This is a genomic window from Mesorhizobium sp. B2-3-13, from assembly GCF_006442195.1.
GTDB lineage: Bacteria > Pseudomonadota > Alphaproteobacteria > Rhizobiales > Rhizobiaceae > Mesorhizobium > Mesorhizobium salmacidum.
This window is the reverse complement of sequence record NZ_VFVQ01000032.1, coordinates 20480-45975: the sequence shown is the minus strand read 5'-3', so window position 1 is coordinate 45975 and position 25496 is coordinate 20480. Positions and strand designations below refer to the sequence as shown.

Below are 25496 nucleotides of genomic sequence, written 5' to 3'. Positions count from 1 at the left end.
CCGACAGCTTCACCGCCGTCTCCTCCGACGGCACCGCCAGCCAGCTGGTCACCGTCACCATTCACGGCACCAACGACAATCCGACAATGACGGCGACCGCAACGGGGTCGGTGACGGAAGACAGTCCGGCGGGTGCGACCGAGACCACCTCGGGCACGATCAGCTTCGCTGACGTGGACCTGACCGACACCCACACTGTGAGCGCGAGCTTCTTGTCATCAACCAATGCCGGCGGGGGTCAACTCGGCTCACTCAGCGCTGCAAAGACTCTGGATACGTCCGGCGGCACTGGAGGCACCGGGACCTGGAACTACAGCGTCAACAACGCGGCGGTTCAGTTCCTGGCGGCGGGTCAGACCATTCAGGAGACCTATAAGGTCACGGTTGCGGACAATCATGGCGGTTCGACCACTCAAAACGTTGTGGTCACGATCCATGGCACCAATGACGCACCCGTAATTGATCTCAACGGCGCCGCGGCCGGAGCATCGGCGTCGCTGAGCTACACGGCTGGATCCGCGGCGACCGCCATCGCTCCTGCGGGAACAGTAACGGATATCGACTCCGCCAACTTCGGTGGCGGATCGCTGACCGTCGCCTTCACGACAAACGGCACAGCGGCGGACCAGCTGACGATCCAGAACCAGGGTACCGGGGTCGGGCAGATCGGTGTCACCGGCACCAACGTCACCTATGGCGGCACGACCATCGGTACATTCACCGGCGGAACAGGCGGGACAAGCCTCGTCGTCACCTTCAATGCAAACGCCACGCAGGCCGCGACACAGGCCCTCGCCGATCATATCCTCTATGCCAACGCGACCAGCGCCACCATCGCTAAGACGGTGACCTACACGTTGGTGGATGGAGACGGCACGGCCAATGGAGGCGCGGATACCAGCAGCGCCACCGCGACGATCAACGTGACGGGTGGCGATACCACGCCGCCCAATATTACTTTAATCAGCGGTGTTCAGGGGAACAACAACGCGCCGAGCACGCTCGTTGTCACGTTTAGCGAAGTGGGGATGAACCACTCATTCTTCGATTCAACAAAGCTGGCGCTGTCGAACAGCGTACTCCTGGTCTCGACCACGGGCACATGGGGCACAACGACCGATGGCGGCGGCAACACAGTTGATACGTATACTCTCCTAGTGACCAAGCCCAATAACGGCACAACCTACACGGCAACTTTTGCCGCAGGGGCCTTCAAAGACGGCGCGGGCAATCTCAGCACCGGCGCCAGCCAAGGCACCCTTAAACCCGCCGGCACCTCCGGCGAGCCCATCAAACTTGCTCTCGCCGACCCCTCGCATGAAGGTGCCCTCATCACCGTCACGGTGAAGGATGTGCCTTCGGGCTGGACCATCGACGGTGCGACCCATAATGCCGACGGAAGCTGGACGACGCAGACCAACGACCTGCACGGGCTGACCGTCACCACGCCGGTGAACTTTACCGGCGCCGCCGTTCTCGATGTCCAGATGACCTGGATCAATGCCGACGGCACCTTGGGCACCGCGTCGATAGCCGACAATGTCGAGGCCTATGCACCGGGTTCGCCGATCTTTGCCTGGTCCGGCGACGACGTGCTGACCGGCTCGCACGGCAATGATCTCTTCGTCTTCTCGCAACCGATTGGCGCCGACACGGTGCACAATTTCGATGCGGCCGCCGACCAGATCGATCTCATCGGCTATAACGGACTGGCGGACTTCGCCGACCTCCAGACGCATATCGCCGACGATGCCAACGGCAATGCGGTGATCGCACTCGGCGACGGACAGTCGATCACGCTGGACGGCGTGCATTCGGGCGCACTCACAGCGAGTAATTTCGTGTTCGACCAGACGCCTGTGGTCAACAATTCAGGCACCATGACGATCGGCGACGGCGCGTTGCTGCCGCTCAGCGGCATTATCAACAACAGCGGCCTCATCTCGCTCGACTCGACCGGCAGCGATACGCTGCTGCAGGTCGTTCAGCACGGCGTGACATTGCAGGGGGGCGGGCAGATCCTGCTGTCCGACAGCGCCGCCAACATGATTTCCGGCACAGGGCCGGACGTCACTCTGGTCAACGTCGATAACACGATCTCGGGCGCCGGCCAGCTGGGCGGCGGCATGCTCAGCATCGACAACCAGGGCACCATTATCGCCACCGGCTCGCACGCGCTGGTCATCGATACCGGTGGCAGCGTCGTCACCAACTCCGGAACGCTCGAGGCAACGGGTTCAGGCGGCTTGACGGTCTCCGGCGGCCTGGCGAATTCAGGCATGCTCTGGGCCAATGGCGGCGACATCGTGATCCACGGCCAGGTTACCGGCGACGGCGACGCCACCATCGGCAATTTGTCGAAGCTGGAATTCGGTGGCGCCTCGTCGACGGACGTCACCTTCGGACACGACGCTGCCGGCATGCTGCAACTCGACGATTCTTTCGACTACAGCGGACGGATCGGGGGCATCACCAATGATGACAGGCTGGACCTCGGCGATATCCTGTTCGGTGCGGGAACGACGGCCGTCTATCAGGCAAACCAGGATGGCAGCGGCGGAACGCTGACCGTTTCGGACGGCACCCACGGCGCCGCGCTGCATCTGGTCGGCAATTATGATGCGAACGCCTTCAAGCTTGCCGATGACGGCCAGGGTCATACCGTCGTTTCGTACAATCCGGCGGAATTCACGCTGACCGGCATCGGCAATGGAGCGATTTCAAGCGACTTCGTGGTGTGAGCGAAAAGGGCCGCCGGCTACGGCGGCTCCCTGACCTGACGAGTATCGAGTGGGGTTCTGGAAGTGGATAGCAAGTCTCGAATTGTGAAGGATGCGCTTCGGGCATGCCGCCGCTATTTCCTGGTTGCGGCGGCATTCAGCCTCGCGATCAACCTGCTCTACCTCGCTTCCCCCCTCTACATGCTGCAGATCTACGACCGGGTTGTCACCAGCGGCAGCGAAACCACGCTGGTGATGCTGACCCTGGTGTTGCTGGCGGCCTTCCTTTCGCTGGCGGGGCTCGACCTGGTCCGCGCCTGGATCCTGACACGTGCCAGCGCCCGGCTCGACCGGCTGCTTTCGGCAAAGATCCTGGCCGCGTCAGTCGAAACCCCATCGCCCGGCTCCTCGCCGAGCCAGCCGATCCGCGACTTCGATACGTTCAGACAGGTCATCACCGGCAGCGGCATCCACGCTTTGTTCGATCTGCCATGGTCGCCCATCTACATCGGCATCATCTTCCTGCTGCATCCGTGGCTCGGCTTCTTCGCGCTGGGCTGCTCGTTGCTTCTGATCGGCATGGCCGTTCTCAACGAGTATCTCGTGCGCTCGCCGCTGAAGCAGGCCAACGAGCTAGCGACAAACAACTATAACTTCACCGAGATGAGCCTCAGGAACTCCGAAGTCGTTCGCGCCATGGGGATGATCGACGGTCTCATCCGCCGCTGGGGGCGCGACCGCAACCTCGCGCTGCGGCGCCAGGCGGAGGCAAGCGACCGTGCCGCCTTGATGTCGGGCCTCATCCGGTTCCTGCGGCTCACCATGCAATCGCTGATCCTCGGCCTCGGCGCCTATCTGGTCATCGAACGGCAGATTACCGGCGGCACCATGTTCGCGGCGAGCCTCCTGCTGGGCAGGGGGTTGCAGCCTGTCGAGCAGATCGTCGGCCTCTGGCGCAGCCTGATCCTGGCGCGGGCAGCGTTGGCAAGGGTCGAGAGGCTGGTCGACGGGGGTGCGCGCAACGAAAGAGCGTTCAACCTGCCGAAGCCCAGCGGCATGATTTCCGTCGAGCAGGTAAGCTTTGCAATTCAAAGCCAGCAGAAAGTGCTTCTGCGCGACGTGTCGTTTCGGTTGGAAGCAGGCGAGGCGCTCGGAATCGTTGGCCCCTCCGGCGCCGGCAAGTCGACCCTGGCGCGCCACCTTGCCGGCGTCATGCAACCCAGTCGCGGCACAGTCAGGCTGGATGGCGCCGACCTGTCGCAATGGGGGCACGACGCATTAGGTGATCACATCGGCTACCTGCCGCAAGATATCGAACTCTTCTCCGATACCGTCGCCGCCAACATTGGGCGCTTCAAGACCAATGTTGACCAGGAGGTGATCGAGGCCGCGCGGCTCGCCGGCGTACACGAGATGATTATCCGACTGCCGCAGGGCTACGAGACGCAGATCGGGGAGGGCGGCGCCGTGCTGTCGGGAGGATATCGGCAACGGATTGCTCTTGCCCGGGCGGTGTTTGGAACGCCGAAACTGATCATTCTCGACGAGCCGAGCTCCAATCTAGACGCCGATGGTGACCGCGCGCTGAGCGACTGCGCGATTGAGCTGAAACGCCGCGGCAGCACGGTGATCATCGTCTCGCACCGGCCCTCGACCTTGGCGAATGTCGACAAGATCCTGCTGTTGCGCGATGGCGCCGTCGAGGCGTTCGGCATGAGAAACGAGATCGTGGCGCTGCTCAACCAGCGCGCGGCTCCAATGGCAGTGGCGACCCAATGAGCTGTGGTGGTCGGAGAGATCGATGAGCGACAGTGCCCTCACTTACCATAGCCTGCCCGGCGAGGCCGGCATCCTGGCTCCGGATTCCATCCGGGTGCCGGCCTATATCGGCCTGCTGATCATAATGGCCTTTTTCGGCATTTTCGGCGGCTGGGCGGCCTTTGCCCCTCTGAACGGTGCCGTGCTCGCCGATGCCATTGTCAAGGTGGAAGGCAATCGCAAGAGCGTCCAGCACTTCGACGGCGGTACGGTGAAGGAGATCCGCGTTAAGGATGGCGACGTCGTCAGGAAGGGCGACATAATGCTGAAGCTGGACGACACCAGGATCCGGTCCGAGTTCAATCTCTATGCCCAGCAATATGCACTGTTGCGCGCCACCGATGCCAGGATCCGCGCCGAACTGGACGGCAGCGAGGCGGTTGCCTTTCCCAAGGACATCCTCAAGGAGCACCAGGACTACCTCAAGGACGCAATGGCAAACCAGATCGCCGACCTGGAAAGCCAACGCGCCTCGATGGCCGGCGCAAGGCAGATCCTCGAGCGGCGCATTGCCGAGCTCGAGGAGCAGATACGGGGCAAGCAGTCTCGGGTCGAATCCTACCGGGCCCAGCTCAAATCGACGATCGGCGAGAAGGCCAGCCTGTCGAAGCTGCTCAAGGCCGGTTTGACGACCCGCCCACGCATCCTGGAACTGGAAAGGTCGGCCTCGGATTTGCAGGGCTTGATCGACGATAATCTCGGCGCCATCGGCGGCAGCCAACAGAGCAAAGCCGAACTCGAGAGCCAGATCGCACAATTGACCAATGAGCGCCGGACCAAGCTGTCGGCCATGCTGATCGATACGCAATCGAACCTGTCCGACCTCATACCCAAGATGTTCGCCGCCCAGGCTGCCATGGACCGGGCCGAAGTGCGTGCGCCCTATGATGGCCAGGTGATGGATCTCAGCGTTTTCTCGATCGGTGCGATCGTGGCGCCGGGCCAGACCATCCTTGACATCGTGCCGACCGAGAATTCACTGATCGTCCAGGCACAGGTTCGCGTCGAGGATATATCGAACCTGCGTCCCGACATGGCCGCCGAAGTTCGTTTCACATCATACAAGCAGCGTTCGATCCCCATAATTCATGGACGCGTCGCCCGCATTTCGGCGGATCGCATTACCGACACCAAGACCGGCTTCCCCTATTATCTCGCGGACGTAGCGGTCGATCCGGTGGAATTGGCCGCAGCCCCACAGATCGCGCTTTATCCGGGCATGCCGGCGTCAGTCATGATCGTTACCGAGCAACGCACGGCGCTCGACTACATTCTAGGGCCGCTGGTTGTGTCGTTCCACTCAGCGTTTCGCCAGAAATGACGGATCAGTCCATCACCGCACGCGGCGAGAACTCCCGTTAACAAATCGCGAAGAATGCGTGTCTCCGCGTTGCGGCGCGCCTGCCATCTTGTGAAAAATCGAGGAGACAGTCGGATAGGGTGCGGGCGTGATGTGCGCGGTGAATTGGTTCAGCCGCTTGCCAAGCTCAATATCGAAGGCTCTATGCTGTCTCGAGTGATGTCGACCGCCGCAAGGGTGACAGGCAGCTTAAACCGTCGTGGGCCAGCGCTGCCCGGATTCAAATAAAGCACGCCATCCACTGTCTCCATCCTCGGCACATGCGAGTGACCGGACACGATCAAGTCGATGCCTTGGGCAACCGGGTCGACCTGCAGCGTCTTGAGATCATGAAGCACGTAGATTGCTCGCCCGGCGAGGCGTACGAGCTCGGTTTCCGCGTATGGGAGCGCCCAGCCACCGGTGTCTACGTTTCCTCTGATCGCGGTAACCGGCGCGATACAGCGAAGCGCCGTGATGATCTCAGGGCGACCGATGTCTCCTCCATGAATGATGTGGTCGACTCCGGCCAGGCAACGCGCCGCCTCCGGCCTCAGCAAGCCGTGCGTGTCCGAGATGACGCCAATTCTGAATGTCATGGCCCTGCCACTAGACGGTGAGGGTGGTTAAATCCGTTGCGATAAGGCTGTTCGCAAACGCCTGAACGGCTTCCGCGAGAATTTCTTCGTCGCAATAGCGGCCGGAGATGTGCGTAAGAACGAGCTGCTTTACATCGCTTGTCGCTGCCAGCGATGCTGCCTCCGCGGCTGTCAGATGTCCGTAGTCGCGCGCCATCGCTGCATCTCGTTGCAGGAATGTGGCTTCGATGACAAGCAGGTCGGCGCCGCTCACCTTGTCGGCCAATCCATCAGTGGTTTCGGTGTCGCCTACTATGACCAGCTTCTTGCCAGCCCCGGGTGGCCCGAGGACTGCTTCGGGAGCAATCGTTCGGCCGTCGGGGAGAGAAATTGAGCGGCCTTCAGCCAAATCCTTCCGGATCGGACCGTCTGGCACACCGAGAGCTACCAAGCGGTCCGAACGGAGGTGACGACGCGCCGGCGTCTCGAAGACGAAGCCATAGCTGTCGGTGTCGCGATGGCGAACTTGAAAGCAATCGACGGTGAACTCATCCACCTCGAACACGCGTCCGGGGGCAAGCGGCACGAGTTGCAGCGGGATCGGCGCGCGTCCCTCACCCCAAAGGCCAGCGAGCATGCGGGCGACGACGTCAAGAGTGTCTGCGCTACCATGAATGGTCACATGGTTCTTGCTCTGCCGGAGCCGAAGCGTCGAGAACAAGCCTGGAATCCCGAGCACGTGGTCGAAATGCGCGTGCGTGAGGAGCAGGCGATCAAGTCGCCTGAATCCGGCGCCGCTGCGCAGAAGCTGACGCTGGGTGCCTTCCCCGCAATCGACCAGCACCCGTTGACTGCCGGCTTCAACGAGCAGCGCCGGGTGATTGCGCTCGGCCGAGGGCACGCTGGCCGAGGTCCCGAGGAAGATAAGCCTGAAGGTCATGCGAGCAGTCTACCTCGCGGGCAACGAGACCTCAAAGCGGGCGAAGGAGCGGTCCTAGATAGACTTTGCGTAACCGGTTTGGCGCAACAGTTGTTGGCGAACTTGCTGGCCGAGAGCGCCGGTGGGAAGGCTCCAGCCTTACTTGCTACCTATGCCTCGCAGGCTGCCTCGCTTTAAAGGATATGTGTGAATTCGGCACCGAGGGTCGCGTATCGCGCCGGATTATGGGTAGTGAGATCCGAGCCGTCTATTCCGATATGATCAAAGGTGGTGACGCGAAAACGGTCCTCGAAGAGGAGACAGTCATGGCATCAGCCAAAAAGGCCTCTACCAAGCCTGAACGAACTCGTGGCGACACAAAGATTCGACCTCAAGGATGACGGTACTTTTCAAGACGGGAGCGAGCATGCCGCCGGGTGCCGAGAGGTTGAAATCGTCCGATTGGTCCCGATAGTCGGTGAAACCTCAAAATATTTTTTGCGACGATTTTCCCTTTAAAATCAAAAGATTAACTTTTTGACGGCCATGTTTCGGACTTTTGAGCGGAAAACAAGAAAAAACCAGCTAGATCAATAGCCTAGCTGGGCTGGAAACAATCGAGTGGGAGTGAGGGATACGGCAATAGCAGAGATTCAGCTGCCCTCTTCCGGACCGTTGTTGATCTGACACGTCGTGCTTCGGAAGCAAATCCCGTTCAGCCCGACAGAGGGTTTTGGCGTACAACGGCGTGCAAATAGGCTTGTCTAACAGGCCGTAACCAAGGGCTGTGGTTTGCTGCGTTCGAGGTCGGCGGCAGTTTTTGCGGCTTAAGCTGCATCTCTAGTCCTACATCCCGCGCAATCGCCCAAACCGGAAATGCTTCAGCTCGGCCGCATAAGTGGACCCGTCGAATTTGTTGGCTCTGGTATCCGGGAGACGCAGAAGATGCCGACCCCTCGACAGATCGCGCGAAGCCGTTTTGTCGAGAGCAGGTTTGTCTCGCCAAAGGTAATCGCTGGTTAGATTCACTTCCTCTCATCTAACCAGCGACAGGCTGGACAGTAGGCGCTCAAGAACGGTTTCTCCTGACGACCAATACCCGGATCGAGAGGTTTTCCTGGTGCGATCGCGGAGGCTGCGGTTTGGCGTGCCCAAAGGCGGGTCCGCAATGCGCCTCAATCAGTTGTAGAGCCCGCCGTAGCCAGTCCCCGAAAGCGGTCATTTTGAGCAGTCAGGCGGGGTGGCTCGCTTGCGCAGCATGTCTGCCATTCCTGGCGAAGCGCAGCCTTTTTCGAAAGCGGTCGTCGCTCAACCAATGCTTATTCTAAAGGCCTGTTCCGGGGGGCTCTGCCGGTCGACTTTCGAGCAGACATGTGCTCGCTTGGTGCTCAGGCGCAAACCCTAATCGACTGTGCATGTCTCCCCAAGGTTCGCAATGTCCCAGCGCAACGTCATGGTCAATTCTGAAGGCCGTCACGGATGGACGAGAAATAGCGGTCGGTTCCTACCTGCCCGCCCTTCAACGCGATCTCCAGTCCGTCGATCGCATCGATGCTGGAATGGGCTACGCAAAGCGGGGAACCGGGCGAGGCGGGCAGGGGCATCCTGACGGTCAGCGCGTCTACACCCATTTGTCCCAGCGCATGGCTTGATGTGTCACCGCCTGCGATGATCACGCGCCGCAAGCTCTGCTCCTCCGTCAATTGGCGCAGCAGCGCACCAAGGCCGCGGCCAAGCTTGTGGCGGGCACCATCCTCCCGGTCGATTTCGGCGCCCCTGTCGGCGGTGGGGCCAAGTGCCGTATAGAGGATGACGCTGCGCCCGGCTTGCAGACTGGCGCGGCCCTTTGCCGCCGCACGCGCAATCGCCTGCATCGACCCCTCCGAAACCAATTCGACAGGGTCGACCTCAATGCCGTCGAAACCGTCGGACAGGGCATGCCGGATCTGTCGTTCGGTGGTCCGCGAGCAACTGCCCGACACGACGGCCACCCGGTCGACGGCACCCGGCGGCGCAAAGCGTGGCCCAGCGTTGGCGATGCCCCTCGACGCCCACTCGGTCAACAGCGCATATTCGATTCCGGACGAGCCGACGACGATGGAACCGCCCGGTTTGCGAACCCGCCATATTTCCTTGCCAGCAAGGGCTTGGGTCTCCCGGTTATCGACGTCGATAAGAACGATGGCGGCACCGTTCTCCACGAGGCGATCGAATGCCTGCGATCGCGATGTGGACTGCAGCGTCGCCAGGTCAAGCAATCCCAAGGAGAGTCCGGTCTGTCGCGACATATGAATCAGCAGGTCGGACTCATTCATCGGCGTCGTCGGATGGCGGCTCATCACCGGATGACGGTCGATGCGGAAATACTGGTCGCGATAGGCCGCGAACAAGTGGCCAAAGGCAGTGTAGCGTCTGAGCTGTGGTGCGCCGACCAGCATAGGCACGCTGTCCTGTGCGAAGACCGAGCGGCCGATCTCGATTGCCCGGCCGATGCTGCCGATTACCGGACTTGAATCGAAGGTCGAGCAGACCTTGTAATGGCAGATCTCGGCTCTCAGCGCCTTCAGCCAGGCGAACGCGTCACGCAAATGCGTGTCCATCCACTGCGGGGTCTCGCTGCGGCTGGTGCCAGCGAGGCCAACCGCACGACAGTGCGAAAACCGTGCAAGCTGCTCGGCGTCCGGCTGGCGCATGAACAACACGGTCGGAACGCCACCAAGCTCGAGTGCTTCCATCACATCGGTCGAGCCGGTGAGGTCGTCGCCATAGTAGCTGAGCAGCAGGTCTTGCATGGCTGTCAGGCCGCCCTGCCATCGCCGAATTTTTCAATCGACCGCGCTAGTTCGGCATGGCTGCGGGCATGATCGGCCAACGGAATGCCGTCCACAGCCGCCTGCCAGGCCTGACGCACGGCGCGCACGCCGGCGCCTGGTCCGTCCGGATGGCTGACGATGCCGCCGCCGCAGAGATAAAGGAGATCGACCGTTCGCCCGGTGCGTTCATAGGTCTCGGGTGCCTGTCCACCCCATTGGCCGGAACCGGCCACCGGCAGCGCGCAATCGTCAGGCGAGAAGATCGGCGTGGTCACTGCCTTGAAGGAGCGGACGAAGGATGCATCTGGTTCCCAGTATTTCGAGGCAATGCCATTAATCTGGAACTGGTCGACGCCGAGCAGCCGCCAGAACTGCTGCCAGACTCTGAAATCCATGCCGAGGCCGGGATGGCGGGTGAGGATGTCCCAGCCATTGCGGTGGGCGTGCAGCACCAGGCCGGAGCGCTTCCTCAAGAACGCCATGCCGCCGAAGCCGATTGAGTTGATGTTGACCACGGCACAATTGCCGCCGGCCTTGATCACCAGATCGTGGTTGCGCATCATCTCGTCGGGATCGGCATGCGAGATGCCGAAGGCATACATCACCTTCTTGCCGGTCTTCTGTTCATGGTCGAGGACGAGCGGCATGATCGCCTTTATCCGCTCCGCCAGCGGCGAATAGGCAGGGCTCATCAGCTTCTCGTCGTCCTTGATGAAATCGACGCCGGCCTCGATCAGTTCGCCCACCATCGCGGCCGTCTCACGCGGCCGGAGGCCCAGCGCCGGCTTGACGATGGTGCCGATGATCGGACGGTCCTCGACGCCGGTCAGCCTGCGGCTGCCAGCGAGGCCGAATTGTGGTCCGGGATGGGCGCCCCGGTATTGTTCCGGCAGCTTCATATCGATGACGCGAATGCCGGTGAGCCCCTTGATCGAATATGTGCCGCCGATGGCAATGGTCATCAGTGCCGCAAGGTCGGTGCCGATGGCATCGAACGGAAAGGCGATGTCGACATCAGCGCGCCTGAACGGTCCGTTGCCGGATCCCGGGAGAGACGGCTGCGCGGCATCAGGCAGGTGGCGGATTGCCAGCACGCGCGCCGCCACGCGAGCCTTCAGTTCCTCCGTCTCGCCCGGCAGCGCGACGAAGGTGCCGGTCGACTGGTCGCTGGCGATCTTGGCCGCCAGGGACTCGATGCTGCCGGCCGTCTCGATGCGGTAGGTCAAAGTGATCATGGACGTCGGCCGGTCGAAAAGGGTTCGAAAAAAGTTTCGTCGCGCAGGAAATCTGGTATAATGAGTACATAAGTATTGCAAGCACTATCCCAATTGGCGGCTACAGTCCGGTCAGCGGACGGGCATTCCAGGAATCGCAGCGGCAATGCTAGATAGGGCTGGGTCAAGGGAGTGATTCGCGACGATGAACCGTTCGGAGCCGATCGTCCGGCGCAAACTTTCCGACGAAGTCTTTGCAAGACTGAAGCGGCTGATCACCAGCGGCGAACTGCAGCCCGGCGATGACATGCCGTCCGAGCGCGAGTTGATGGAGCGCTTTGAGGTCGGCCGACCGGCGATCCGTGAAGCCATGCAGGCGCTGAACAATATGGGGCTCGTCGCCATCTCGCATGGCGAGCGCGCCAAGGTGCTGCAACTGACCGCCAAGTCGATCATCAAGCAGGTCGACGGCGCGGCCAAGATCATCCTGTCTTCGTCCAGGGACACGCTGGAGCACCTGAAGACCGCGCGCATCTTTTTCGAACGCGGCATGGTCAGGGAAGCCGCGGAAAAGGCCACATCGGAGGATGTGCAACTGCTGAAGGCAACCGTGGCCGAGCAGCGCGCCGCGCGCGGCGATTCGGAAGCCTTCATCTCAGCCGACATGAAGTTTCATACCCAGATCGCGTCCATTTCAGGGAATCCGATCTATGTCGCCGTCAGCGAAGCCACGCTGGGCTGGCTGAAGGAATACCACACTGAAATGCTTATCTGGACCGGCAAGGAAAAATACACGCTGACCGAGCACGAGGAGATCATCGACCGCATCGAGCACCGGGATGCCGACGGTGCCGAGAAGGCGATGATCAAGCACCTCGAACGCTCGCGTGCGCTCTATGTGATGAATTCCGAGAAGTGAAGCTCTAGCCGACCCGCATAGTGGCGTAGGACGACATCACGAGATGGTCCTGGCCAAGCGCCGAAACATCGACGGACACATCATTCGCCGTCAGGTTCGCCAGCCAGACGATGGTCCTGCCCGAGACAGAGCGACCGGCCAGCGCCAGGACCCGAGTCTCGTCGCTCGTCATGGCGGAAACATGCGTCAGTCCAGCCAACTCACAAAGCCCTTCGACGGCCTGGAAGATCGGCCGCGGCGTTCCTTGCGCGACGGGTTCGCCTGATCCCGCGACCACGCCGAACGGCCCGCTGAAGCTGGACAGTGTCAGCATCTCCAGGCCCGCCGGCGCGACGCGCGCGGCATAGCCGATCGTCCATGCGGCGGCGAACTGCGCGGCATGGCGGGGATCGCGGTTCGCCATGGCGATGCGTTGCCCCTGCGGATTGTCCTTGGTCGCGCCACCATACGGGTTCTGGCGCATGGCCATCGTTGATGGTCCGATCCGGTACGGCTTTGTCCCGAAGATGGCCCGCGTGGACCGGGTGATGAAGGGCAGCGCCTCCAGCGATTGCATGACGCTGAGATCATCGGCGGCATGCACGATCGGACAGGTGCAGTGGGTGATGAAATCGAGCTGGTGGGCCGGAACGCGCTTGCGGTTGAGCTCGGTGAAATAGCTGAACATGCCGCCGCCGAGACGGATATCGGGAAAGGCGCGCCGCGCCGCCGTGTAGACGTCCTCGAGCGGCGGGCATGCCGGCCAGGCACTGCCCGGCGGCGTCGACTGGCGGTCGACCGCAGGAGACACCGCGACAGCATCGAGCCGCAGGCCTGCCCGGCGTACCATATCGGCGACATCGGAAAGTTCGGCGTCGAGATCGCCGGCGCAGGCGACCACGCATTCCAGCGTCGTCGAAACAGGGTAGGCGGCGGCGAGCCTGGCATGGGCGCGCAGCGCGTTGAGGCCGTGGCCTCGCGTCGGATCAAAGTGGAAAAGCAGCTGCCGCGGACCGAGCCTTCCCAGCACCGGCAGGTCGGCAAGTGCCGCCTCGACATCCTCGGGATAGATCACCACGCCGATGTCAGGCAGCTTCGAGCCGGCCTTGCCGAGTTCGACGCGGACCGGTTCGGCCGCCGCTGCCGAGGCAGGCACGTTGGCGTCGCCGGTGATTTGCAGGCTGATCGTCTGACGCAGGGGTTGTCTGGCCGGCAGCACATAGGGCCATGGCAGCGCCAGCGGCCTCACATAGGTCTTGTAGGAAGCGTCAGACCAGTTGCGCTGGTCTTCCATCTCGAATGTGTCGCCATCCATCCGGCATTGCGCGACAACGCCGGGCCGCACCTGATGCGTGATGGCGCGCAAATTCTTGAACGGCTGCCAGGGGTCGATCAGATCGGGCAGTTCCGTCTCGACTACCCCGCCGTCGGTATGCTCGACCGTCACTGGGCTGCCGGCAAGCCCGGCGATCGGGTGCAGGATGCAGAAGCCGCAGCGGTTGGTTTCGAAATCGCTCTCTGGCAACGCGGTCACATCGAACACCAGCCTGCCGTCGGCGGAGCCTTCGATCGTGGCGCGGAAGCCGAGCCGGCTGCCGTTCGGGCCGAGGCAGCTTGCCGTGTAACTGACTGAGAAACGGTCATCCTCCTGATCGATCGCCAGATCTGTCAGATCAGGCTCGTATGTGCCCCAGTCGCGGTCGCGCACGATATAGGCGATAGCGCGCAGCACTTCGATGCCGCCATGGCGGATGGTGCGCAGATTGCCGTTGACCAGCTCCGTACTCAGCGCGCCCGCGCGCAACGTGACCGGCTTGGGCTCGGCCGCGCGCGTGCCGTAGAGCTGGAAAGCCTCAGCCGTCATCTGAGCAAGGCGTCGATTTGCACCGGCCCGCGGCTGGCGGCACCCGCATAGGCGGCCTCGACCAGGGCAAATGTTTTGAGATTGTCAGCGCCTGAAGTCGCCGGTTCCTGGCCTGATGCAAGGCAGTCGACCCAGTGCCGCTGGATGGCGGCAACGCTTTCCTGGATGTTGTGCCAAGGCCGTGAGGCCCAGGGCAGCAGTGGTGGCGAGACGTCGTTCACCTTGGTTCCGGTTTTGCCTGTGACGGTCAGCCGGTAGCCTTGCGCCAGCCGGATCGTGCCGTCGCTGCCGTCGAGTTCGATGAGTGTTTCCGGGAACGGCTCCACGGCGAGCTTGGTCGCATAGCTGCAATCGACCACCGAAGTGGCGCCGCCGGCGTGGTCCATGAGCATCGTGGCGACATCCTCGCCGGCGATGGCCGGGTTGATGCGTGCGGTCCGCGCGGTCAGGCTCGACACATCGCCGAGCAGGAAGCGGGCGATGTCGAGAATATGAATGCCGAGATCCTCGATGATGAAGCGTTTGCCCGTCGCCAGATAGGGCTGGCCGGAAAACACGTCATAGCCGGAGCGAAAGGAGATGCGGCCGAAGAAGGGCGTCCCGATCTCGCCGCTGTCGAGTACGGCGCGCACCGCCTGGATCGGCGACTGCCAGCGAAAGTTCTCATGCACCATCAATGGCACGCCGGCTGTTTGGCAGGCCTCCACCATCGCCCTGGCATCACTGAGCGTCGGCGCGAACGGCTTCTGGCAGATGACGGGAACGCCGTGCGCGGCGGCCATCTCGACCAGCTCACGATGGCTGCCCACCGTGGTGGCGACGTCGACGAAGTCGAGTTTCTCCGCCGCAAACATCGACGCTGCGTCAGTGTAGCGCCGTGCGACATCGAACTGGTCGCCGACGATCCGCAGTCGCTCGGCATCGCGGTCGCAGACCGCGACGATCGAGACGCCCTCGATGTCGCGCCAGGCATGCATCTGGTTGACGGCGAAGAAGCCGCAGCCGATCAGCGCTCCACTTAGGCTCTCCATGCTCAACCCGCCTTTGCCATCTGCATCAGCGTGACGCGCTGCTGCAGCCGGCGCTGCGCCTGGTCGACGACGACGGCGACGATGATGACCAGGCCCTTGATCACCATCTGCCAGAAGGAACTCACGCCCATCATCACCAGCCCGTCCGACAGGATGCCGATGACAAAGGCGCCGACGATTGTGCCGCCGATCGTGCCGCGTCCGCCCGACATCGAAGTGCCGCCGAGCACCGCCGCGGCAATGGCGTTCAATTCGAAGCTCTCGCCCGTCGCCGGGTGCGAGGCCATCAGTTCCGAAGAGATGATCAGGCCGACGATCGCGGCGCAGAAGCCGGAGAACATGTAGACGAACATCTTGACCATGTTGACGCGCACGCCCGAGATCCGCGCCGCGCGCTCATTACCGCCGACGGCGAAGATGTGGCGGCCGAGCGGGGTGTAGCGCGCGAGGTAGGCAGCCCCCAGCGCCATCACGATCAGGATCCAAATCGACACCGGCAAGCCGAGCAGCCGGCCGGCGCCGAGGAAGCCGAAGCCGGTGGTGCCGAGTTCCGGCTTGCCGACGAGGTTGGGGAAGGTGCGGCCGTCGGAGGACAGCAGCGCGAAACCGCGCGCGACATAGAGAACGCCGAGCGTGGCGATGAAGGGGGCGACGTTGAGCCTGGTGATCAGCAGCCCGTTGACGGCGCCGATCGCTATGCCGACCAGAAGCGTGATCAGGGCGATCTCGACGACGTTGAAATAGACGGTGTAGCCGATCTGCAGGTCGATGCCGTTGAGCACGAGATAGCCGGCCACCATGCCGCACAGGCCGACGATCGAGCCGACCGAAAGATCAATGCCGCCGGTGATGATGACGAAGGTCATGCCCATGGCCAGGAAGGCGTTGAGCGCTACGTGCTTGGCCATCAGGATCAGGTTCGCCGCCGACAGGAAGTTCGGCGCGGCGATCGAGAAGAAAACCAGCACCGCGATCAGCGCGATGAAGGTCCTGAGCTTCATCAGCGTCAGCAGCGCGGAACCGCTGGAGGCGGAAGGAGCGGCCGCCTTGGCCGGAATGTCAGTCATCAGCGTTGCTCTCCATGTGCCGGTCCGTGGCCCAGCGCCGACGCAGCGACGATCGCCGCTTCCGTCGCCTCGGCGCGGTCGAACATGCCAGTCAGTCTGCCATTGCTCATCACCGCGACGCGGTCGGACAGCGCCATCACCTCGTCGAGATCGGAGGTGGCGAACAGGATGCCGAGCCCGTCGCGCGAAAGCTTGCGCATGGTGCGGAAGACGTCGGCCTTGGCGCCGACATCGATACCGCGGCTGGGTTCGTCCATCAAAAGCACTTTCGGTTCGGTGAGCAGTGCCTTGCCGATCACCACCTTCTGCTGGTTGCCGCCCGACAGTGACGAGACTTCCTGCGCCGGATCGGCGACCTTGATCGCCAGTTCCCGAACCATCTGGACGACGGCCTGCCGCTCGGCGCCGCCGCGGATATGGAACAGGCTGACGAAGCGCGACAAGCTCGCCAGCGTCAGGTTGCTGGCGACCGAGAGGATCGACACCAGCCCTTCGCGCTGGCGGTCCTCGGGGATCAATGCCAGCCCGCGCTGGATGCGGCGCGTCGTGTCGCGCTCCTTCACCTGCTTGCCGGCGATGAAGATCTTGCCGCTGGCATGGCCATGACGGCCCATGATGCAGTCGAACAGCTCGCTGCGCCCAGCGCCCATCAGCCCGTATATGCCGAGGATTTCGCCGGCGCGCAGCGACAGCGAGACATGGTCGACCGCCAGTCCGCCGGTAACGCGCGGCAGGCAGATCTCCTCGGCGCGGAAGATTTCCTCGCCGGGCTGATGTCCGTCGGCCTTGGCGAAATCCTTGGCATCCGAGCCGATCATCTGCCGCACGATCCACTGCGTGTCGACTCGTCTCATTTCCTCCTGGCCGGTGATACGGCCGTCGCGCAGCACGGTGACGGTGTCGCCGATGCGGATCAGTTCTTCCAGCCGGTGGGAGATGTAGACGATGGCGACGCCGCGCGCCTTGAGGTCGGCGATCACCTTGAACAGGATTTCTACTTCCGCCGCGCTCAATGCCGAGGTCGGCTCGTCCATGATCAGGATCTTGGCGTCGAGCGAAACCGCCTTGGCGATCTCGACCAGCTGTTGCTGGCCGATGCGCAGATCCTCGACCAACATGTCTGGCCGGATGCCGGCTTCGAGCCGGTCGAGGAATTCGCCCGCCCGCTTTTCCTGCTCCTTGCGGTCGATCTTGCCCAGCCGGTTGGTGATTTCGCGTGTGGCGAAGATGTTCTCGGCGACGGTCATGTTGCCGAACAGGTTCAGCTCCTGGAACACCATGCCGATGCCGCGCGCCACCGCATCTCCCGATGAGGAGAAGGAAACCTCTTCGCCTTCGAGCAGGATGCGGCCGGCGGTCGGCTGCTCGACGCCGGCGATGATCTTCATCAGCGTCGACTTGCCGGCGCCGTTTTCACCGACCAGCACGTTGACGGCACCCTTGCGCACCTCGAAGTTCGCCTGCTTGACCGCCACCGTGCCGGCATAGACCTTCGAGACGTCCTCCAGCTTGAGGATGACCTCGCGACCAGGGCTCATGGCTTCGGCCCGATCTCGGCCTCCGCCGGAGTCACCAGCGGCAGGTCCTGGCCACCTTCGATCGTATAAGCGCCGATCACCTTGGCGGCGCGGCCTTCAAGTGCCTCGCGCGGCAGTTTGGACAGCACGGCCTTGTCCGCATAGGCGTTGAAAGCCTTGCCGAACTGGGCGAAGTCGATCTGGTTGGTGAAGTCGTTGAACTGGACGAAATCGAGGCTGTCGCGCAGTGCCGTGCCGCGCATCGCTGGCCCGATCTGGACGCGCGCATCGGCCTTGCCGTCGCCATCCACGTCAATGTCCATCGTTGCCGCGCGCGACTGCGTGTTGGCGGCGATGATCTTGCCCTCGACACGCACCGCGAAGGTCCATGGCGAATTCGCCTGCTTCCTGGGGTTGCCGTATTTGGCGCCGGCCGACGCCGGATCGGTCTTCGCCAACGCATGGACCTCGGCAAACGGCCCGGCCTTCTGCTTGAGATAGGGTATGACCTTCGAGCCCCAGATGTCCTCGACCATCTTGTCCGGTTTGAAGGCAGGCGCATTGTTTTCGCCTTGCGCCACGGGCGTCGGCAGGATCTTGCAGGCGCTGAGGCCAAGGCCCACGAGCGCCGCAAGCATCATCCCGGTGAAACGGGTCAGCCAAGTCAATCTGTTCGGCATGGCGGTCAAAAAATCACCCGGAACGTGAAACTGGAGCAATTCCAGAAAAAGTGTGAAACGGTTTTCCGTCCGAAATTGCGTCAGAACAAAACTGGACGAGGGGCGAACACAGGTCCGCCCCCCGCCGTTGCGTTGAGCCGGCTCAGTTCTTCAGCGCGAAGGTTTCCAGCTTGGCGGCATTTTCGCCATTGACGAGCACGCAGTCCATCAGCTGCTTTTCCTTCTCGGGTGACTTCTTGTTCTTGATGAAGTCGTTGGCCTGTTCGACCGCCATCTGCGCCTGGGCAAAGGCAGGCTGCAGCACTGTCGCCTTGATGCCGCCGGAGGTGATGGAATCGCGCACGTCGTTCGAGCCGTCGAAGCCGACGACGATGACATCCTTGCGGTTCGCGGCGGCGAGCGCGGCATAGGCGCCCATCGCCATCGTGTCGTTGCCGGAGATGACGCCCTCCTGCAGGATCGATTCCATCTTGGAATAGGCCTCGGTCTGGCTCCAGTTGGCCGACTGCTGCGCGACCATCTTCAGGTCCGGATAGTCATCAATGACGTCATGATAGCCCTTGGAGCGGATACCGGCATTGGTGTCGGATTCCTTGCCGACCAGCTCGACGAAGTTGCCCTTTTCACCCATCAGCTTGACGAACTCCTGCGCGCCGAGCTGGGCGCCCTGGTAGTTGTTGGAGACGATCTGCGCCACGGCGACGCCGGTGGCGTTGATCTCGCGGTCGATCAGGAACGAGGGAATGCCCGCGTCCTTGGCCTTCTGCACGGCGGCGACGGTGGCGTCGGCGCCGGCATTGTCGAGGATGATCGCCTTGGCGCCGCGGCCGATCGCGGTGTCGATCAGTTCGGACTGCTTGTTGGCATCGTCGTCATGCACCAGCACCAGCGCCTCGTAGCCGAGTTCCTTGGCCTTGGCCTCGGCGCCGACCGCTTCCGCCTTGAAGAACGGATTGTCATGCGATGGCGTGATGATGGCGATGAGGTCCGCCGCGTAAGCAGGCATCGCCGTGCCGAGTGCCAGCACGCCGGCGAACGCCGCAAGCGTTATTCTGCGAGTCAGTTTCATGAAGTCCTCCCGTTTGAAAAGCCTGTGTCTCGACCGATCGAGGCCAGTGTCTGCGTTAGAATCCATCAGCCTGTGAAGGTTGCGGAACGCCTGGCCCAAGCCGTCAGTCGGCCTCCCAAGCAAGTTCCTGTTCCCCGCCATCCTCCACTCGTCTCAGCTTCGAACTCCCGGCGAAGCGTGGTTGATCCGAGCGGAGATTAGCTTAGTTAACTGGTATGATGAGTCAACCACAAATTCAGGTAATCTGTACCCAAGTCGACTCAGGTGATCCGCTGAATGCTGGCTGCGATCTCTTCCGGCTCGAAGACCCGCTTCCAGTCGTCGCGCATCAGCACCGGCTTGCCGAATTCGATCGCCTTGTTGCAGGCGTCAGAGAACACGCCCTTGGTTTCGCCGAAGATGACGGCGCCGAGCACGTTCATGTGGCCAAGCAGGAAATCGAGCGCCGCTTGCCGGTCGACGCCACGCGCCACGACCTCGTCGACCGCCTCCTTCATGACGACCAGCAGCGAAGCGCAAACGGTTTCCGAAAGACCTGGCTCGAGCAGCGCCATCTGTTTGACGGAAACGCGGTGCGAGCGCATCACCGGCGCCCAGATGATCTTGGCGATGGCCTCGCCCTTGGCATAGTCGGCTTCCGGCCCCTGCATCAGGGCGCTGACCATGTGCTGCTTGGCCTTCACACCGCCGAAATAGTCCTTCTTCGCCGCCATGTCGGTCTCGTCGTTGAAGATCGGCGGATGGCAGGGATGGGTGACGAAGTAGGTCAGGTCGGGACGATCGGGCAAATGGCCGGCGAACGGCGCGGCTGCGTCGAGTACGATGACCATCGTGCCCGGCGCAAGCTTGCTCTCGATGCTAGTCGCGACCTTGCCGATATGGGTGTCCGGCACGGCCAGGATCACCACGTCGGCGCCTTCCAGCGCCTCGTCGGCGCTGACCGTGTCGAAGCCCAGTCCGGTCTTCAGCCGCTCACGCCCGGCCTCGCTGACCTCGACATGGCGGATCGTATAGGGCGAGCCGCGGAAATTGGTCGAAAGGCGGTAGCCCATTTTGCCGCCGGCACCGAACAGCGCAATCGTCGTCATCTAGCCCTTGCTCCCTGGTCGTGGACGATGGCGTTACCGATCGTCATCTTATCTACTGGTATGATCACTCTACCAGATTGGCAAGAGAAATCATCATCCGCTTGTCATTCCCGGCGGACAGCCGCCGCATTTGGCTCGGATCCCAGTGTGCCGTCGTCGTCGGTGCGGTCGACGGCGGCTCGGCGCGACAGCACTTGCCGGCCGGCCAGCGCCAGAACGAAGATGACGACGATGCCTTGCACGATGTCCTGCGCACCTGGCGGCAGGCCGACGATCTGCATGGTGGTGACGATGAGGATCAGCAGGATACTGGCGAACAGCGTGCCGACGGCGCTCGCCGAGCCGCCAAAGATCAGCGTGCCGCCCAGCACCACCGCGGCGATCGACTGCAAAAGATAGGGCTGGCCCATTTCGAGGAAGGCGCCACCTATATAGGCGCCGAGCAGCAGCCCATTGAGCGAAGCCAGCACCGACGAGATGATGAAAGCCGAAGCGATGACCCGGTTGTTGCGGATCGCGGCCAGCCGCGCGGCGGTGCGGTTCTGGCCGACTGCCGACAGCAATTGTCCGAAAACCGTGTAGCGCAGTACGAAGGAGGTCGCGGCCACGCCAACGATGGCGATGGCGGCCATGATCGGCACGCCGGCAATGCGGCCCGTCGCCAGCGTCTTCAAGAGCGGGCTCACGGCGAAGCCCGCTATGGCGCGGTTCGATAGCAGTGTCGCGGTTGCCAGTACATAACCTGTCGCCAGCGTGGCAATGATGGCCGGTATGTTCAGCCCGACGACGAGCAGCGAATTCAACCCGCCGATCGCAAGGCCGAGCAGGATCGCGGCACCGACGCCGATGGCAAGGTTGGCGTCCTGGCCCTTGATCGTGACCAGCGCCACGAAGGCGCTGAGCGTGATCACCGAGGCCACCGAAAGGTCGATATTACCGCGCCCGGTGGTGACGACGAACATCTGGCCGATGCCGACGACGGTCAGGAACGAGGCCGACAGCATGATGCCCGACAGGCTGGAGAGGCTGAAGCGGTTGGTGACTACGGAGAGCACCAGCCAAAGCAAAAGCACGCCGATCGCCGACCAGACCCAGCGGTTCTTCTGTGCCCAGAGGCTGAAGGCGACGAGGCCGTTCATTGTTCGCTCCTGCGGTCTGCGATCAGGCTGCGCAGCGTCAAAAGGGCGATGAGGATCAGCCCTTGCGTTGCCGCGTTGAAGTCGCTGCTCACGTTTAGCGTGCCGAGCAGGGCGCCGATCAAGGCCAGTGTGACCGCACCGGCGACGGTGCCGACCGGCGAGATGACACCGCCCAGCAGCGAGCAGCCGCCCATCACTACGGCGGCGACGCTGAGCAGCGTGAACGAATTGCCGGAATTGATGTCGCTTGCCGTGTTGATCGCCGTCAGCGACATGCCGGCGGCAGCGGCGAACAATCCGGCGACGAGGTAACGCACCAGGGCATAGCGCGTCGGCGACCAGCCGGAGCGGATCATGGCGGTTGGATTGTTGCCGAAGCCGCGCAGCACCACGCCGAGCGGCAGCCGGTCGATCACCAGCACCACCAGCGCGACGGCGGCGATAAGGATGATGGAGGTGGGCAGGAAACCCAGCGACCAGCTGAACATCGCCGACAACCATTCGGGGCTGGTGCCGCCCGGCGTCGGCTGCAGCGCGTAGCCCAGTCCCATCCAGATGAAGGAGGCGCCGAGCGTGACGACGATGGCCGGGATCTTGCGCGCCTGGATCAGCCCGCCAAGCCCAGCATAGGCGGTGACCGCCGCCGCCAGCGCCAGCGCACCGAGCCATGGCTGATCGTAGAGCAGCGTGGCGGAGAGCACACTGACCAGACCAGCAAAGGCGCCGACGCCGAGATCGATCTCGCTGCCGCCGACGATGAACATCTGCGCCGCCGTCACCAGCACCAGGGACAGCGCCGGCATCAACAGCAGGTCGAGCCCGAAGATCGAGGCCACCGCCGGGTTGGCCGAGATCATCACCGCCAGCACGGCGGCGAGGCCGATGAAGGGGGCCGCGTTGACCAGCCGGCGGGCAAGGCCGGCGCCGGCGGCGCTGTGCCCCGGGCCGGCACAGGTGTCCGCCTGCTGGGCAAAGGACGAGCCGACGACGGCCGATTCCGTGATCGCTTCGCCGCTCAATTCCTTGACGATGCGCCCGCCTGAAAACACCAGCACGCGGTCGCAGGCCAAAAGCTCGGCGTCTTCGGTCGTGTGCCAGACCAGCGTGCGACCACTGTGCGCGATCTCGTTGCAGAGCCTGTAGAAGTCTTGTTTCGTGGCAATGTCGACGCCGCGCGTCGGATCGTCGAGCAACAGGATCGGCGTGTCGGCGACGAGCGCGCGGGCAACCAGCGCCTTCTGCTGGTTGCCGCCGCTGAGTTCGAGGATGTTGGAGCCGAAGCGTTTGTCGTCGAGCCGCAACCGGCCGGCTGCAACGCCGGCCGCCTCGCGGCAGGCGCGTTCCGAAACAAGGCCCAGTGCCGGACGGCGGGCAAGGCTGCCGATGCTGATGTTTCCAAGCACGCTCCACAGTGGGAACACGCCTTCCTTCTGGCGGTCGCCGGCAATGAAACCGGCATCGCCGCTCCTGGTGATCGCGGTTCCTCCGGTAGAATCCGGCTCGAAGATAGCGTGCAGCAACTCCTTCTGGCCGCTGCCCTCGAGCCCCGCCAGTCCGATGATCTCGCCGCGGCCGATCTCGATATCGCGGCCGAGTCCGGCGGTCAGGGAACCGGACAATTTAACCAGCGCCTCGCCGCTGCTGGCGGCGACGGCGCTGTGCTGGTGGATTGAATTGGCGTCGCCGCCCATGAGCTGCACCAGTTGGCCGATCGAGGTGTCGGCGACATCGCCGCGCCAGGCGGTGCGTCCGTTGCGCAGCACCATCACCTGCGTGGCGATGTCGATGATTTCCTGCAGCTTGTGGCTGATGAAGATGAAGGCGAAGCCGGATTTGGCACGCTCACGGATAAAGGCCCGCAACTGTCTGGAGCGGTCGAGGTCGAGCGAGGAGGTCGGCTCGTCGAGCACGATCAGCTTGACGCCGGGCGTGGCGGCGGCGCGCGCGATCTCGACCATCTGCCGCTCGGCGATGGAGAGATGGCCGACTTCGGCGTTCACATCGATGCCGTTGGCGTGAAAGACGGCGTCCAGCGCTGCGCGGGCGCGGTCCCTGTAGAGTGCGCGCCAGCCCGGCCGGTTGGCCGCGTCGCCGGGTGTCTCCAGGAAGAAGTTCTCGGCGACGGAAAGGTTGGCGCACAGCGACAGTTCCTGGTGAACCATGCGGATGCCGCGCCTTTGCGCCTCCGCCGTGTCATAGGCGCCGAAGCTCACGCCCTGTCCGGCGAACGAAATCGAGCCGAGGGTCGGCGACGTCGCCCCGCACAGGATGCGCATCAGTGTCGACTTGCCGGCGCCGTTGCCGCCGACCAGGCCGATGATTTCACCGGCCGAGACGGCGAGGTCGATCTGCGCATTCGCCAGCGTCGGCCCGAAACTCTTGGTGACCCGCGACAGCGAGACGACGTTTGGCCTGATGTCGGGTATCGTAGCGGCTGCGCCTTCCGGATCGGCTACGGCAAGATGGGACATTCGTCCTCCGTTTCTTTACGGGCAAGGACCGGGCGCGGCCGTCTGGGCGGCGCCCGGTCCTTGGCAATGACAAGCCTTACTTGCTGAGCAGGTTCTGCTTGACCCAGTCGAGCGAATAGCTGGGGCTGATGATCTGGCCCCCCGGCAGCTTCGCATACTCCTTGAGATTGCTGGCATCGACGGTCGCCACCGGCATGATCATCAGCTTCGGTGCCTTGTCGCCCTTGAGCAGCGAAAGGCCGAGCCAGAATGCGGCGCCGCCAATGCCCGGCGTGGTGTTCATCGAGACCGTCTGGTAGCTGTTCTTGGCATTCTCCTCGGCCCACCATTTGACGAAGTCGGTGCCGCCGCCGCCTTCGATGATCGGCATCTTGCCGGCATAATCACCGCCATATTGGACGAAGGCCTGGGCAATGCCGACATCGTCGCTGCCGCCTTGGCCGAGCACGGCGTCGACATGTGGCAGCGAGGGCAGGACGTTGGCGATCGCCGCCTGCGCGACCGAGGCGGTCGCCTGACCATAGACGGTGGCGACAACCTTGATGTCGGGATATTTCGCCAGCACCGACTGCTGCGCGTTGAACATGTCGTTGTCGGGCGCCGAGCCCTTCACGCCGCGCACTTGGATGACGTTGCCCTTGCCGCCGATCATCTTGAAGACGGCTTCGGCCTGGGCCGCCTTGTAGCCCTTGAAGTCGAAGTTGAGCTGGTAGTTGCAGGGCGCCGAAGCAACCGAATCGAAGGAAACCACGATGATGCCGGCCTTGCAGGCCTTTTCGATGATGCCGTTGACTGCGGTTTCCGAGGCGGCGTCGACGGCGAGCACGTCGACCTTCTTGAGGATCAGTTCGGCGATCTGGCTGTTCTGTTGCGCCACCGAGCCGTCACCGTTCATGACGACGTAGTCGGCGATCCGACCGGCCGCCTTGGCTTCCTTGGCCGAGGCCTCGAAAGCCTCCACCATCTGATGCCGCCAGGTGTTGCCGTAATAGGCGTTGGCGAGTGCGATCACCGGTGCGTCCGGCGACGCCATCACCGGCAAAACCGAAACACTGGCCAGCGCGGCGCCGGCAAGCGCCGCCACAATTGAAAACTTCATGATACCTCCTCCCAAAAACACCGGCCGACCTGATCGGCTCGTCTGTTCATTCCGTACGGTGGCTCTTTCCGAAAGACACCATACCATCTACATATTATACCAGCATACCAAGTAGGCAAGCTTTTTGCTGCTCTTGTCGGACCGCTGCTGAGCGTAGGCCCGCCAATGCGTT

The 25496-nt window shown here is 62.9% G+C and carries 18 protein-coding genes; 4 read left to right on the top strand and 14 right to left on the bottom strand.

Going from position 1 to position 25496, the window contains the following annotated elements; all coding sequences use genetic code 11:
• From FJ941_RS26920 to FJ941_RS26910, 3 genes are all read left to right on the top strand, one after another.
• Positions 1 to 2741 (top strand): VCBS domain-containing protein (locus FJ941_RS26920; RefSeq protein ID WP_210242235.1); only part of this gene is annotated, 2741 nt, incomplete at its 5' end.
• A 63-nt stretch (positions 2742 to 2804) separates the two neighbouring features.
• Entirely contained in the window at positions 2805 to 4499 is a 1695-nt protein-coding gene (locus FJ941_RS26915) for a type I secretion system permease/ATPase (RefSeq protein ID WP_140510430.1), read from the top strand.
• 22 nt (positions 4500 to 4521) lie between these two features.
• Entirely contained in the window at positions 4522 to 5859 is a 1338-nt protein-coding gene (locus FJ941_RS26910) for an HlyD family type I secretion periplasmic adaptor subunit (RefSeq protein ID WP_140510429.1), read from the top strand.
• 149 nt (positions 5860 to 6008) lie between these two features.
• On the opposite strand, the gene FJ941_RS26905 is transcribed toward FJ941_RS26910, so the two are convergent.
• The 4 genes from FJ941_RS26905 to oiaX form a co-directional block, all read right to left on the bottom strand.
• Positions 6009 to 6476: a metallophosphoesterase family protein gene (locus tag FJ941_RS26905; RefSeq protein WP_140510427.1), complete on the bottom strand. Its 468-nt coding sequence runs from the start codon at positions 6474 to 6476 to the stop codon at positions 6009 to 6011.
• Between the two features lie 10 nt (positions 6477 to 6486).
• Complete coding sequence (locus tag FJ941_RS26900; RefSeq protein WP_140510426.1) at positions 6487 to 7395, bottom strand: MBL fold metallo-hydrolase; 909 nt, start codon at positions 7393 to 7395, stop codon at positions 6487 to 6489.
• 1436 nt (positions 7396 to 8831) lie between these two features.
• Positions 8832 to 10166 carry a four-carbon acid sugar kinase family protein gene (locus tag FJ941_RS26895; RefSeq protein WP_140510424.1) on the bottom strand — a complete coding sequence of 445 codons (1335 nt, stop codon included), beginning with the start codon at positions 10164 to 10166 and terminating at the stop codon, positions 8832 to 8834.
• Positions 10167 to 10171: 5 nt separating this feature from the next.
• Positions 10172 to 11422, bottom strand: a complete 1251-nt coding sequence (gene oiaX / locus FJ941_RS26890; RefSeq protein WP_140510422.1) for a 3-oxo-isoapionate-4-phosphate decarboxylase OiaX — start codon at positions 11420 to 11422, stop codon at positions 10172 to 10174.
• Between the two features lie 184 nt (positions 11423 to 11606).
• Here oiaX and FJ941_RS26885 point away from each other — a divergent pair, with 184 nt between their 5' ends.
• Positions 11607 to 12320 (top strand): transcriptional regulator NanR, encoded by a 714-nt coding sequence (locus tag FJ941_RS26885; protein WP_140510421.1) that lies wholly within the window; start codon positions 11607 to 11609, stop codon positions 12318 to 12320.
• A gap of 4 nt (positions 12321 to 12324) precedes the next feature.
• Here FJ941_RS26885 and FJ941_RS26880 read toward each other — a convergent pair whose 3' ends face one another.
• The 10 genes from FJ941_RS26880 to FJ941_RS26835 form a co-directional block, all read right to left on the bottom strand.
• The gene (locus FJ941_RS26880) at positions 12325 to 14163 is read right to left on the bottom strand and encodes a hypothetical protein (protein WP_140510419.1); all 1839 of its coding nucleotides are present in this window, start codon (positions 14161 to 14163) and stop codon (positions 12325 to 12327) included.
• The gene (locus tag FJ941_RS26875) at positions 14160 to 15194 is read right to left on the bottom strand and encodes a Gfo/Idh/MocA family oxidoreductase (RefSeq protein ID WP_140510418.1); all 1035 of its coding nucleotides are present in this window, start codon (positions 15192 to 15194) and stop codon (positions 14160 to 14162) included. Before FJ941_RS26875 ends, FJ941_RS26880 begins: the two co-directional genes overlap by 4 nt.
• 2 nt (positions 15195 to 15196) lie before the next feature.
• The gene (locus FJ941_RS26870) at positions 15197 to 16261 is read right to left on the bottom strand and encodes an ABC transporter permease (RefSeq protein ID WP_140510416.1); all 1065 of its coding nucleotides are present in this window, start codon (positions 16259 to 16261) and stop codon (positions 15197 to 15199) included.
• Positions 16261 to 17799 carry a sugar ABC transporter ATP-binding protein gene (locus tag FJ941_RS26865; protein WP_140510414.1) on the bottom strand — a complete coding sequence of 513 codons (1539 nt, stop codon included), beginning with the start codon at positions 17797 to 17799 and terminating at the stop codon, positions 16261 to 16263. Before FJ941_RS26865 ends, FJ941_RS26870 begins: the two co-directional genes overlap by 1 nt.
• Complete coding sequence (locus tag FJ941_RS26860; RefSeq protein ID WP_140510413.1) at positions 17796 to 18458, bottom strand: DUF2291 family protein; 663 nt, start codon at positions 18456 to 18458, stop codon at positions 17796 to 17798. The genes FJ941_RS26865 and FJ941_RS26860 overlap by 4 nt, the downstream gene beginning before the upstream one ends.
• 142 nt (positions 18459 to 18600) lie before the next feature.
• Positions 18601 to 19527 (bottom strand): D-ribose ABC transporter substrate-binding protein, encoded by a 927-nt coding sequence (locus FJ941_RS26855; protein WP_140510411.1) that lies wholly within the window; start codon positions 19525 to 19527, stop codon positions 18601 to 18603.
• A 260-nt stretch (positions 19528 to 19787) separates the two neighbouring features.
• On the bottom strand, positions 19788 to 20615 hold the full coding sequence (locus FJ941_RS26850; protein ID WP_140510409.1) for a phosphogluconate dehydrogenase C-terminal domain-containing protein: 828 nt from the start codon (positions 20613 to 20615) through the stop codon (positions 19788 to 19790).
• A gap of 104 nt (positions 20616 to 20719) precedes the next feature.
• On the bottom strand, positions 20720 to 21754 hold the full coding sequence (locus FJ941_RS26845; RefSeq protein ID WP_140510407.1) for an ABC transporter permease: 1035 nt from the start codon (positions 21752 to 21754) through the stop codon (positions 20720 to 20722).
• Positions 21751 to 24225, bottom strand: coding sequence for an ATP-binding cassette domain-containing protein (locus FJ941_RS26840; RefSeq protein WP_140510406.1), 2475 nt, complete (start codon positions 24223 to 24225; stop codon positions 21751 to 21753). Before FJ941_RS26840 ends, FJ941_RS26845 begins: the two co-directional genes overlap by 4 nt.
• A gap of 76 nt (positions 24226 to 24301) precedes the next feature.
• Positions 24302 to 25324 carry an ABC transporter substrate-binding protein gene (locus tag FJ941_RS26835; protein ID WP_140510404.1) on the bottom strand — a complete coding sequence of 341 codons (1023 nt, stop codon included), beginning with the start codon at positions 25322 to 25324 and terminating at the stop codon, positions 24302 to 24304.
• Positions 25325 to 25496: the final 172 nt, after the last annotated feature.